At 59.7% G+C, this 12,259-nt stretch carries 11 protein-coding genes, 1 tRNA gene and 2 pseudogenes; 8 read left to right on the top strand and 6 right to left on the bottom strand.

The features are described 5' to 3' along the window. Positions 1-57: 57 nt before the first annotated feature. The gene (locus IE166_RS07905) at positions 58-399 is read left to right on the top strand and encodes an ArsR/SmtB family transcription factor (protein ID WP_280514870.1); all 342 of its coding nucleotides are present in this window, start codon (positions 58-60) and stop codon (positions 397-399) included. Between the two features lie 25 nt (positions 400-424). After that, positions 425-1,236: pseudogene (locus IE166_RS07910) on the top strand (TrmH family RNA methyltransferase). Here the strand turns inward: IE166_RS07910 and IE166_RS07915 are convergent. Together IE166_RS07915 and IE166_RS07920 are read right to left on the bottom strand one after the other, a co-directional pair. Beyond that, positions 1,195-2,526, bottom strand: a complete 1,332-nt coding sequence (locus IE166_RS07915; RefSeq protein ID WP_189502894.1) for a coiled-coil domain-containing protein — start codon at positions 2,524-2,526, stop codon at positions 1,195-1,197. The pseudogene IE166_RS07910 and the gene IE166_RS07915 sit on opposite strands and share 42 nt — an antisense overlap. A gap of 95 nt (positions 2,527-2,621) precedes the next feature. After that, positions 2,622-3,119 (bottom strand): annotated as a pseudogene (locus IE166_RS07920) (DUF1134 domain-containing protein); the annotation flags it as partial. A 354-nt stretch (positions 3,120-3,473) separates the two neighbouring features. Between IE166_RS07920 and chpT the strand changes: the two are divergent. Together chpT and IE166_RS07930 are read left to right on the top strand one after the other, a co-directional pair. Next, complete coding sequence (chpT, locus tag IE166_RS07925) at positions 3,474-4,103, top strand: histidine phosphotransferase ChpT (protein WP_189502896.1); 630 nt, start codon at positions 3,474-3,476, stop codon at positions 4,101-4,103. Between the two features lie 113 nt (positions 4,104-4,216). After that, positions 4,217-4,597, top strand: a complete 381-nt coding sequence (locus IE166_RS07930) for a response regulator (protein WP_189503300.1) — start codon at positions 4,217-4,219, stop codon at positions 4,595-4,597. 78 nt (positions 4,598-4,675) lie between these two features. Here IE166_RS07930 and ctrA read toward each other — a convergent pair whose 3' ends face one another. Continuing rightward, entirely contained in the window at positions 4,676-5,371 is a 696-nt protein-coding gene (gene ctrA, locus IE166_RS07935; RefSeq protein WP_189502897.1) for a response regulator transcription factor CtrA, read from the bottom strand. A 465-nt stretch (positions 5,372-5,836) separates the two neighbouring features. Here ctrA and IE166_RS07940 point away from each other — a divergent pair, with 465 nt between their 5' ends. Then, entirely contained in the window at positions 5,837-6,217 is a 381-nt protein-coding gene (locus IE166_RS07940) for a flagellar export protein FliJ (RefSeq protein ID WP_189502898.1), read from the top strand. Between the two features lie 129 nt (positions 6,218-6,346). Here the strand turns inward: IE166_RS07940 and sciP are convergent, their stop codons facing one another. Next, on the bottom strand, positions 6,347-6,622 hold the full coding sequence (gene sciP / locus IE166_RS07945) for a CtrA inhibitor SciP (RefSeq protein WP_189502899.1): 276 nt from the start codon (positions 6,620-6,622) through the stop codon (positions 6,347-6,349). Between the two features lie 312 nt (positions 6,623-6,934). On the opposite strand from sciP, the gene mnmA reads away from it, so the two are divergent. Continuing rightward, entirely contained in the window at positions 6,935-8,122 is a 1,188-nt protein-coding gene (gene mnmA, locus IE166_RS07950; protein ID WP_189502900.1) for a tRNA 2-thiouridine(34) synthase MnmA, read from the top strand. 74 nt (positions 8,123-8,196) lie between these two features. Here mnmA and IE166_RS07955 read toward each other — a convergent pair whose 3' ends face one another. Further along, positions 8,197-9,171: a Gfo/Idh/MocA family protein gene (locus IE166_RS07955; RefSeq protein WP_189502901.1), complete on the bottom strand. Its 975-nt coding sequence runs from the start codon at positions 9,169-9,171 to the stop codon at positions 8,197-8,199. A gap of 353 nt (positions 9,172-9,524) precedes the next feature. On the opposite strand from IE166_RS07955, the gene IE166_RS07960 reads away from it, so the two are divergent. Next, positions 9,525-9,601 (top strand) — tRNA-Met (locus IE166_RS07960). A 430-nt stretch (positions 9,602-10,031) separates the two neighbouring features. Here the strand turns inward: IE166_RS07960 and IE166_RS07965 are convergent. Continuing rightward, on the bottom strand, positions 10,032-10,832 hold the full coding sequence (locus IE166_RS07965; protein WP_189502902.1) for a FadR/GntR family transcriptional regulator: 801 nt from the start codon (positions 10,830-10,832) through the stop codon (positions 10,032-10,034). Positions 10,833-11,087: 255 nt separating this feature from the next. On the opposite strand from IE166_RS07965, the gene dgoD reads away from it, so the two are divergent. Further along, positions 11,088-12,236 carry a galactonate dehydratase gene (dgoD, locus tag IE166_RS07970; protein ID WP_189502903.1) on the top strand — a complete coding sequence of 383 codons (1,149 nt, stop codon included), beginning with the start codon at positions 11,088-11,090 and terminating at the stop codon, positions 12,234-12,236. Positions 12,237-12,259 lie beyond the last annotated feature (23 nt).

The following is a 12,259-nucleotide window of genomic DNA, read 5'->3' on the forward strand; positions in this document are numbered from 1 at the left end:
TTTCCGAAACTGCGGTCCGTAACTCCGGCTCTAAACAGTTGACGTTGAAAGTTGGGTATCGTGTCCACGCCAATCCTGGAACGCGCAGACGAGATTGCTGCGCTGCTGAGCATGCTCGGCAACACAAAACGCTTGTTGATCATGTGCCATCTGCGCGAAGGCGAGATGTCGGTCGGCAAAATTGCGGAGAGCGTACAGCTCAGCCAGTCGGCTTTGTCGCAGCATCTGGCCAAGCTCCGGCAGCTCAAGCTGGTGGAAACCCGCCGCGACAAGCAGACTATTTATTATTCCCTGTCCTCACCCGTCACCCGCAACCTGCTGAGCACGCTGGAAGAGCTCTACAAGGAAAAGCGCGGCACGCTGAACGCCGGCGACAAGGCTCCGGCGGCAACGCTGTAGGGCCTTCGGCCCCGCTTGATGCGGGATGCCTGTGACGAAGATCATCCGCATCGAAGACCCCGAAGATCCACGCATTTCCGCTTACCGGAACGTGCGCGATCGGGATCTCGCCCGCGGAGCCGACACCTTCATCGCCGAAGGCAAGGTGGTGCTGTCGGTTCTGTTCCGCGCTGGCCGCTTCCCGCCTTTGTCGGCGCTGGTGCTGGAAAATCGCCTGGATGGCGTCAGCGACGTTCTGCGCTCAGCCCCAGCCGACATGCCCGTTTATGTCGCGTCGCAGGCAGTCATGGACGCCATCGCCGGCTTCCACATTCACCGCGGCATCCTGGCCTCGCCCAACGCACCCCGCCACCCTCACCCGTCGCGCTACTGGAAACCCTGCCGGCCGATGCACTGGTGGTGGTTCTCGTCGGCATCGCCAACCACGACAATGTCGGCGCGATCTTCCGCAACGCGGCCGCCTTCGAAGCCGATGCCGTGCTGCTGGATGAAACCTGCTGCGATCCGCTTTACCGCAAGGCGATCCGCGTATCCGTCGGCGCAGCCTTGAAGGTGCCGTTTGCACGTGGCGGTTCGGCAAGCGAGTTGGCGGACGTTCTTGCAAAACACGACTTCAACGCCGTCGCGCTCAGCCCTTCTGGCGCTGAAAGCCTGGCCGCGGTTACACCCACCGGCCGGACGGCGATCCTTCTCGGCACGGAGGGCGAAGGCCTGCCGCCGGCGCTGATGCAACGGCTCCGCACCGTCCGCATCCCCATGTCCGAAAGTTTCGACAGTTTGAACGTCGCGACCGCTTCAGCGATCGCGCTGCACAGGCTCGGACGGTTCCGCGACTGAAGCCGCATCCTGAAGCGCCCGGATGCGGTCTGCCAGCGTCAGCGTTCCCGTTCTGGCACCAGCCGGCGCTTCTTTCGCCAGCGCCGCGTCGATCGGCGATCCCGGTCCTTCAAGGACTCGCGTCATATGCACCATCTGCGCAGCGATCTGCGCGAGTTCATCCCGCAGCCCGTCTCCACCAGACGGAGCAGCTCCGCCGTCCGCGACAGGCTGCTGACGCAGCCGGTCGTTCTCCGCCGCCAGCGAAAGAAGCTGAGCTTCCAGCCGGTCGCGATCCGCTTCGAGCCGCGCCAGAACTGTATCGCCGGGCTGGAATGCTGAAGACGACTGGGACGTCATATCCGCCACTTCGGCTTCAAGGCGCATCGCCGTTGCTTGCACTTGCGTCAATTCCAGCCGAAGCTCCTCTTCCGTTTGTGCGGCGCGTCGCAGATCGCGACGCAACTGCGCGATTTCCTTGGATGACGCATCCGGTCCCGCCTCGATCTCATTCTGAGCGGCGTAATCGCTATCGGCAACCGGCGCTCCCTCGCCACCGCGCAGCTGGCTGATCGTCCTATCCCGGCGCGCGATCGTTTCCTCGCGATCCGACAGGTCGCGTAACAAGCGCTCGAGCTTGCTTTCGAGATCGGCGACCTTGCGGCGCTCGGTTTTGAGATCCTCACCGACTCGCCGCTCGGCTGCTGACTGCTCGCGCACCTTCTGCTCGTTTTCGCCCCGCGCGGCGCGCAACTGCGTCACCGTCGCGCTCAACCTGTCGATCTCGGCATCGCGTGCCACAAGATCAATCTGGCGATTGCTCGCCAGCAGGCTGGCTTCATCCTGAAGGCGGCTGAGTTCCTCATAGGCGAGGCTACGGTCAGCAAGATTGCGCTCGGCTGCCGAGAGTTTTTCCTTCAAGCCAGCCAACATCTCCCGTTCTCCAGCCAGCTGCGATTCCAGATCGGCGATCGTGACGTCGCGCGCGGCAACGGCCGCACTCCTGTCGGAACTCGCCTGTTCGGCCGTTTTCAGCTGCGCTGTCAGCCGGGCAACCTCTACCGAGCGCTCATTCGCTTTGCTCTTCTGCGACTTCGCATCGGCTTCGACGCGGCGCACCTCGACGGCATATTCGGCGCGCACACGATCGCGCTCCGCCTGCATTTCGTTCAGGCTCATGGGCAGAGTCGCCTCCAGGCGCTGCCGCGTCAGTCGTTCCGCACGACGGCGAAAGGCCGGCGCGATCAGGATGGCGAGCAAGCCTGCAACGAGGAACCCAAGAATGAAGGCTAGAATGGACTGGATGACCACGGAAACGCCGAACCGGTGAACTCAGAATCACTGTGCCACGGAGGGGAGAGGAAAATCCACCTCCGGACCTGAGGAAAGCGCGGTCCGGTTAATGGTCAGAACGGGTTCCAGGTTGGCTGCGAGGTCAGCTTGAGATAGCCGACATTGACGCCGAGACGTGCGCCCACGCCGGTGCGAACCGGCACAAGTAGGATGGGACCGTTCTTCAGCACGTTGAAGCCGAGACCCGCCAGCACATAGGCTGAGCCGGCAACGCCGCCATAGCGCTTGTAAAGGCTGTTGACGTCATCGAGGTTGTAAACGAGCACCATCGTGCGCGAGCCCTGCCCGCCAAAATCCCAGCCGACGGAAGGACCCTGCCAGAACACCTTATGATCGCCGGCATTCTTGGTGAACAGCGTGCCTTCGCCATAGGTGACGCCGCCAACCAGCGCGCCCGAGCCTTCTTCGCCCAGCACATAGCCGTTGGGCAGGCCGTAGGACGAGAAGATCTTTTCGATCACCGTGGCCATGCCACCGGAAGCTTCGCCAAAGAACTTGTGGCCGGAATCGACGATTTCGTCGGCCGTGTAGGTGTCCTGCGCCTGGGCGCGCGGTGCAACGCTGAGCGCGAGAACCACGGCAAGGAAAAGCATTCCCAGCTTGGTCATCAGGTGCTTCGCAAACGACAAGAGCATGCATTGATCTCCTGTTGGAAGCCGTCTCGGCTTCAATCATTGCCTTCACCGCCCACAGCGCGAAGGCGGCAGGCATGTCCTGATCCGGGACGCTACGCCGCAATCCTTTTTCAACCATTAAGATGCATGATTTCTTCACCATAACCGCGGTCCTTCCGGCGCTGTCTCCCAAAAGAGACAACGGCTTTGGCTTGCGAAGAGCCGGGAATGCCGCGAAGTAGCGGGAATAAACGCATTTGATTCGAATGCGATCAGATTTGGGGATGCATCATGGCTGAGCTTGTAACGCTGTCGGCACCGGATCTTGCAGCGCTGCTGTGCAGCCGCGTCTGCCACGACATCATTTCGCCGGTGGGCGCCATCAACAACGGCCTGGAACTGCTGGACGAAGGCGGCGCCGATGAAGATGCGATGAACCTCATCCGCACCAGCGCGCGCAACGCCTCCGCTCGTCTGCAATTTGCCCGCATCGCGTTCGGCGCCGCCGGTTCGGCCGGCATGCAGATCGACACCGGCGATGCGCAAGCGGTGGCGACGGCCTATCTCGCCAATGAAAAGCCGGATCTGGTTTGGAACGGCCCGCGCGCCCTCTTGCCCAAGAACCAGGTCAAGCTGCTGCTCAACCTGATCCTGATCTCCATCGGCACCATTCCGCGCGGCGGCAAGATCACGGTGACGCTGGAAGATACCGACAGCAAACCGCGATTCAGCTTGGCTTCGGCCGGCCCGATGGTGCGCGTGCCTCCGAAATTTCTGGAACTGCATAGCGGCGGACGGCCTGAAGAGCCGATCGACGCCCACTCGGTGCAGCCCTATTATACGCTGCTCCTGGCCAAGGAAGCCGGCATGGAAATCTCGATCCGTACGACGCCGGAAGAAATCCTGCTGACCGCAAGCTGATCAGAGAGCTACTCGCGAGATTACTAAAGTTCTCGCGAGTGCTTTACCGTTTTCTCCATACAAGCCGCCTAGTTTCCGTCCTGCGGAAAGTCACGCCGGCGGGGAAGACGGCAATGAAGCGGTGCATGATTGTCGACGCATCCGACGTAATCCGGAAAGTCGCGAAACGTATTCTGGAAAGCGAAGAGATGCTGGTGGCCGAAGTGGCCAGCGGCCGTCAAGCGCTGGATCTTTGCGCCAATGACATGCCGGACATCATTCTGGTCGACTGCAAACTGCCGGACATGGCGGTGGTCGATTTCGTGCGCATGGTCGGCGCAAACGAAAAGAAGTCGCAGGTTATCGTCTGCCTCACCAAGTTGGATATTGGTGCCATCATGCGCGCCAAACGCGCCGGCGCCCAGGGCTATCTACTCAAGCCTTTCAACCGCTCCCAACTGATGCAGTGCCTTCGTCACAGCTTCTACGCCACACGCGCGCGCTCGGCACTATAGGCGGCTTGAAGCCAGACAGCAGAACACAAAAACCCGGCCAGAAGCCGGGTTCTTCAATCGGTTGGACGCAGTCGGCAATCAGGCGCTGACGCGGACATCCTCGGGCTCGCGCAGCACATAACCGCGGCCCCAGACCGTTTCGATGAAGTTCTGGCCGCCGGATGCGTGATCGAGCTTCTTGCGCAGCTTGCAGATGAAGACGTCGATGATCTTCAACTCCGGCTCGTCCATGCCGCCATACAGGTGGTTCAGGAACATTTCCTTCGTCAGCGTCGTGCCCTTGCGCAGCGAGAGCAGCTCCAGCATCTGATATTCCTTGCCGGTCAGATGCACGCGCTGGCCGCCGACTTCCACGGTCTTTGCGTCGAGATTGACGATCAGGTCCCCTGTGGTGATGACCGACTGAGCGTGACCTTTCGAGCGGCGAACGATCGCGTGAATGCGCGCAACCAGCTCGTCCTTGTGGAACGGCTTGGTCATGTAGTCGTCGGCGCCGAAACCGAGGCCGCGAACCTTATCCTCGATGCCGGCCATGCCGGACAGGATCAGGATCGGTGTCTTCACCTTGGACAGACGCAGCGTGCGCAGAACCTCGTAACCCGACATATCAGGCAGGTTCAGGTCCAGCAAAATAATGTCATAATCGTACAGTTTGCCGAGATCGACGCCCTCTTCACCGAGGTCGGTCGTATAAACATTGAAGCTCTCGGACTTCAGCATCAGCTCGATGCTCTGTGCGGTTGCACTGTCGTCTTCAATCAGCAGAACGCGCATCTAGATCCCCTTCTTCGCCGCCACTTCGCGCTCGACCGATGTTCACCCGAACATGGCAGCGACCGCCGTTAAGAAAGCTGACACCGAATGGTTAACAAAACCTAATCCCGCTTGGCAAGCGACAACCGATTTTGCAACATTTCGGCACAAGCCGTTGCAACCAAACATTAATAAGCGAGAGAAGCCGTCATCCCTTTTACTAGCTTTCGCCGCTAAGTGATTCAGGAGACTCGATGTTTTCGACCCATTAGGATCGTCGCATCTATTTTTACCCGCCCTTAAGTCCTTGGCCCTATGATTAACAATGCCCGTAAACGAAAGGTTACCGGGCGGGGAAAAGATTACGATTTCGTTTCCTGTCGCCCCATTTCCTGTCACCAGGCAACGGGCTGCAGACTAGGCATGGAGTGTTGCGCGAACCTTGCTCGTCCCCGGACGGCGGTCGCCGCCAAGGAGTATCCGAGTATGAAGTCCCGCGAGAATCTCGTCAGGCTTAAGCGGTTTCAGGTCAATGAGAAGCGCCGTCAGATGGCGCAGCTCGACATGATGATCGCCGAATTCGACCGTATGGCGACCGAGCTCGACCTTCAGATCGCCGCTGAAGAAAAGAAGGCCGGCATCACGGATACCAGCCACTTCGCTTATCCGACCTTTGCCAAGGCCGCGCGCCAGCGTCGCGACAATCTCAAGAATTCGCAAGCCGACCTCGCGCAACAGAAGAGCGCGGCGCAGGCCCAGCTCTCCGAAGCCGAGATCGAGCTCGAGCGCGCCGAGATGCTCGAATCCCGCGATGGCCGCGGCGGCCGCGAGATCGAGCCGCAGATCGCCAGCGCAATGATTGGCTGATCGAACCCACTTCAACCTGAATCGAAACATGAAGGCAGCCGCGCAACCGGCTGCTTTTTTTTAAGCTGTCACCAGAAACGAAAAAGGCGACCCGAGGCCGCCTTGTCTTTTTTCCGTCCAGTTTGGCGCTTAATGCCGATACTGCTGGATCCGAGTGGTCCGCAATCCCGCGAGCCCATACTCATCGATGGAAGCCTGCCAGGAGAGAAACTCCTCCGTGGTAAGCTTATAACGCGTACATGCTTCCTCGAGGCTGAGAAGCCCGCCGCGAACGGCTGCCACAACCTCGGCCTTACGCCGGATCACCCAGCGCCGCGTGTTCGTCGGCGGCAAATCCGCTATCGTCAGCGGGCTGCCGTCCGGCCCGATGACATATTTGACACGCGGGCGAATAAGATCGGTCATCCGTACTCTCTACACTCAACTCAAAGACCTAATCGAACCCAGGTTATCGGCTCTGCCTTAAATTTTGCCTAAACCTGAGCATAGCTTGCCAAGCGACTATGAAGTTTCGCTTACCTAATTTGCGCGGACTTAAATTGAGCTTGAGCGAAGTCTGAAAAAACGGCTGCCGACAGGCTCTTCGGTGACGCTGCCGGGCAGCCAAGCATGCAGGGTAGCGCTTCCAGCCTTGGGCCCTTATACTAAGAAACAGAACCGCGCGGCTTTGCCCGCATCATGATTTCCCGCAGCATGAACCAAGGGATGCAGTTTGCGATGAACAGCTTGGATCTTCCCGGCCGTCCGGAAGACACGCGGGTTGTTGTGGCCATGTCGGGCGGCGTCGACTCGTCCGTGGTCGCCGCCATCCTCAAGCGCAAGAACTACGACGTCGTGGGCGTCACGCTGCAGCTTTACGATCATGGCGCCGCGACCCACCGCGCCGGCTCCTGCTGTGCGGGCCGCGACATCGACGATGCCCGCCGCGTTTGCGAAACGCTCGGTATTCCCCATTATGTGCTGGATTACGAAGCACGCTTCCGCGAAGCCGTCATCGACCCCTTCGCGCAAAGCTATGCCGCCGGCGAAACGCCGATCCCCTGCGTGTCCTGCAACCAGACCGTCAAGTTCGCCGACCTGCTTGCCACCGCCCAGGATCTCGGCGCCGAAGCTTTGGCAACCGGTCATTACATCCGCAGCCGCGCCAATGGTGCGCATCGCGCCATGTATCGCCCCGTCGATGGCGACCGTGACCAGAGCTACTTCCTGTTCGCCACGACCCAGGCGCAGATCGACTACCTGCGCTTTCCGCTCGGCGGCATGTCCAAGCCGGATGTGCGCAAGATCGCCGAAGAGATGAACCTGTCGGTCGCCACCAAGCAGGACAGCCAGGACATCTGCTTCGTGCCGCAGGGCCGCTACAGCGACATCATCGCCAAGCTGCGCCCGGAAGCCGCCAGCCCCGGCGACATCGTTCATATCGACGGTCGTGTGCTTGGCCGCCACGAAGGCATTCTGCGTTACACGATCGGCCAGCGCCGCGGCATCGGCGTGGCAACCGGCGAACCGCTCTTCGTCGTCCATCTCGATGCCGAGCATGCGCGCGTCGTGGTAGGTCCGCGCGAAGCACTCGCAACCCGCAAGATCTACCTGCGTGCCACCAACTGGCTGGGCGACGAGCCACTCGATGCGATCCCTGCTGAGGGTCTTTCCATCTACGCCAAGGTCCGCTCGACTCGCCCCCCGCGCCCGGCAATTCTGCACGTGGATAAGAATCAGGTTATCGTCGAACTCGCCGACGGTGAGTCGGGCATCGCGCCTGGACAGGCCTGCGTGTTCTATTCCGACGATTCCGACGACTCACGCGTGCTGGGTGGCGGTTTCATCGAGCGTTCGGAACGCGATGCCGATGCCGAGCGCATGCTGGCTCAACTAGCCTCGGTTCCGTATCGATCCGTCGCGTAACATCGCTGTTTTGCGCTGCGATATAGGCAAACCGCGCGCTGATCCGGCCGCAATATTGCGCTTTTAACCGTACTTTAGCGCGCCGCATCCTGCCGTCTGTCGTGTACCACGGTCCCGGCCGTGAGAACCCGCAACACGCGGATCGCCTCCTCGCCATCGGTCCGCGGCGTTTCCCGCGTGTTGATGCAGTGGATGAAATGCTCGAGTTCCCGCGTCAGCGGAAGCCCCTCGCCAACCGCAACATAGCTCGGTTCGTTAGCCGTAAATGCCCAATGGCCGCTGTCCTGCCACACCGCATGACGATAAACCGCCAGCTTGCGCGCCCAGGCCTCGCCATCATCAAACACCGCCATCGCCTTGGTGCCGACAACCGTCAAACGCCGCTCCCGATAGGGATTGAGCCGCGACGCAAACAGGTGACTGCGCACCCCGCTGGCAAACCGCATATGGACATGCGCGAAGTCGCTGAGGTGATCCAGCAATGCCGCGCCCTCGCCGCGAACCTCAACCGGCTCCTCGCCGGTGATCGCCAAAATCATCGAAAGATCGTGCGGCGCCAGATCCCACAACGCATCGTTCTCGGTGTGGAATTTGCCCAACCCGAGCCTGTGCGAATGGATGTACTTGATTTCGCCCAGTTCTCCGGCGCCGATCAGCGCCATGAGCTGCTCGAAAGCCGGGTGAAACCGCAAGACATGCCCGACCATGAACACCCGGCCACTGTCGCGCGCAGCAGCAACCGCGCGCTCGGCGTCCGGGACGGTCAATGCAATCGGCTTTTCGACCAGCACATCCTTGCCCGCCTGAACCGCGCGAATGGCGTTCTCGGCATGAAACTGCGGAGGCAGCGCCATCACCACGGCGTCGATATCGGAACTGTCGAACAACTCGGCCGGATCGATCGCCAAACAATCCTGCTCAGCCGCAAACCCTTCCGCCCGCGCCGGATTAGCATCCGCCACGGCATGCAAGGCGCCGAGCGACTTCAAGGTGCGGATGTGATTGGAGCCCCAATAGCCGCAGCCAAGCACGGCAATACGCGGTTTCATGATGATCGATCTGCCTGAACTTGGAAAACGAGGGGTTGGCAACGAACAGGTAGGTCGTCAGCCGGTGAAACTATCATGTCCCGGACATATTCGCCCGCCTAAGCGAACTCAACCCCGCAGGCACGAAGCTGAGCCTATGCCGATGTCACAAAAGCCTACGGTCAACGCCGATTGTTGATGTGTAGCCAGCCAAACGAGTGCCGCCGAACGCACATGAACTGCTCAAACCTCGATGTCCCATGCAAATCGATCCAAACCCCACCTCTTCGCTTGACACCCAACGAACTGCCGCCCTATATCCCGCCCGTCTTCGCGGGCAGCGGCCTTATGAACCGCAGCATTTTACCGCGCGTGGCGGAGTAGCTCAGTTGGTTAGAGCAGAGGAATCATAATCCTTGTGTCGGGGGTTCGAATCCCTCCTCCGCTACCATCAGATCATTCATCAATCGCTTGATCCCTGGTTTGGTCTCCACGTCTTGGACACACTGCCTTTGCTTTGGACCACTTCCAGACCAAGATTATAAGACCCGGAGACAAGTTCAAAACCGAGACTGGCAGCCAGATGGCAGCTGGACGCTCAATGAACTTGAAGAGCTTCTTAACCGGTGTGCTTGCTGAGGTTGCTCAGACCCGTGCCATCAAACGAGCGATTCCGTTTCTTACCTCGTCACGCTGATGGGTCATCGAAAAGCAAATAGCTGAAAGCGGTCTGACCGCAAAGCACAGCTCAATACCATAGTGCCGGCGGTCTACGCAGGTCAACGCAACATAGTTGAAACCACGCGGTGCGCGGCAAGCGCTCAACGACGCGACTCCTGGCAAGCCAAGATCATCGGCTCCTCTGTTGCCTAGGGTGATCGTCATTTGCTGGCGGCAGTCGCGTCCGGAAGTGGGTTGACTGGAATGATCGGCACATTGCCTTTCCCGTCGCCAAGCGCCGCAGCAAGCTCAACGCGCGCGCCGTTGACCAAAGCCTCCATCGAAAGCCGTGCTTTCTTCGCATCGCGCATCCGAATGGCATCAAGCACCGCCCGATGAACATCCAGCGCCTGTTCGTGAGACTGACTGGCCCTGTTAGTGATCCGGAAGCTTGCAAGAAGTGCAGCACCGATGGCGGTAATGAATTGCTTGAACACCCAATTGCCCGAAGCATTGATGATGGCGGCGTGAAAGCGCAGATCCGCCTGGCTCCAGGCATCCGTATAAAGCGAATGCGCAGAGGCCATCTCATCGAAGGCCTCCGCGATCGTCATGATCTCCCGCGTACTTGCATTCTGCGCAGCGGCCTCCGCTGCAGCGGGTTCCAGCACGAACCGGGCATCGATGAGCGATCTGTAGAAACGATCATCCTTTGGATGGCGCATCATCGCATCCAGCACGATCGGATCGAGATAATTCCACTGCTCACGCGGCAGAACCACTGTGCCGGCTCGTGTTCGAGAGCGGACAATCCCTTGTGCAACCAGATGCTGCATACACTCACGCAGGGCCGTGCGGCTGACACCGTAGTACTCTTTCAGCTCCGCTTCATTAGGAAGAGTCGAACCCTCGGCGATCTGGCCGGAAATGATTCGGTCAACCAACGTATGCAGAAGATTGTCCTTGACCGGACGTCGGCCCCCTTTTTCATTGATCTGACCGTTTGCCGTAATCGAGCGCAACTCTGTTCCCAGCCACTTACCTCTCAGCGGGAACTATACGAGCATCATCCCCAAAAATAAATCATACCGAATTTGACAATAAATCGGATTTAATTCTTACTGCGTCCAGGAGGTGCAGGAGGAGGAACCCTGCGATTTGGTGGCTCACTGCCGCGGCGGTCTAGCCGCAGCGGATGCAGCACGTCGTCGGTCATCCACCCTGCAGCACAAGTGTGCAGGCGCCGGTTTTCTTGCCGGATGACGGGTTCGATACGCATGAAGATCACCAAGCTAACGACCTATATCGTGCCGCCGCGCTGGCTGTTTCTGAAGATCGAAACAGATGACGGCGTTGTCGGCTGGGGCGAGCCGGTGGTTGAAGGCCGCGCACTAACGGTGCAGGCGGCGGTGCACGAGCTTGAAGACTATTTGATCGGCAAGGACCCGTTTCTGATCGAAGATCATTGGCAGGTTATGTACCGCGCCGGTTTTTACCGGGGCGGTTCGATCCACATGTCAGCTATAGCTGGCATCGATCAGGCGCTGTGGGACATCAAGGGTAAAGCGCTCGGCCAGCCTGTCCATTCCCTGCTGGGCGGGCAGGTCAGAGACCGGATCAAGGTATATTCCTGGATCGGAGGCGACCGTCCTTCAGATGTGGCACGAAACGCGCAAGATGTTGTTGCTCTCGGCTTCAAGGCCATCAAGCTCAACGGCTCCGAAGAGATGCAGATCGTCGATACGAACGAAAAAGTCGACAAGGCAGTCGAGACGATCGCCATCATACGCGAGGCGGTGGGGCCGTACATCGGTATCGGTGTGGACTTCCACGGCCGTATCCACAAGCCGATGGCAAAGGTCCTCGCCAAGGAACTCGAGCAATTCAAGCTCATGTTCATCGAGGAGCCGGTTCTTTCCGAAAATCGCGAAACACTCAAGGAGATCGCCAACCATTGCTCGACGCCGATCGCTCTTGGGGAGCGACTGTATTCGCGTTGGGACTTCAAGCAGGTCCTGTCCGATGGCTATGTGGATATCATTCAGCCGGACCTGTCCCATGCCGGTGGCATCACGGAATGCCGCAAGATCGCGGCCATGGCAGAAGCTTATGACGTGGCCCTTGCTCCGCATTGCCCGCTCGGTCCGATCGCTCTCGCCGCCTGTTTGCAGGTCGATGCCGTCAGCTACAACGCCTTCATTCAGGAGCAGAGCCTCGGCATCCACTATAATGAGGCGAACGATATTCTCGATTACATCTCGAACAAGGATGTTTTCGCTTACGCGGATGGCTTTGTCGCCATTCCGCAGGGGCCGGGACTCGGCATTGAAGTGGATGAGGAATGCGTTGTCGAGCGTGCCCGCGAAGGTCATCGCTGGCGTAATCCACTTTGGCGCCATGCGGATGGGAGCGTCGCAGAGTGGTGAGGAGATGGATGCCGCTCTGGCGG

Origin of the sequence: Tianweitania populi (genome assembly GCF_014652875.1) — a bacterium.
GTDB lineage: Bacteria > Pseudomonadota > Alphaproteobacteria > Rhizobiales > Rhizobiaceae > Tianweitania > Tianweitania populi.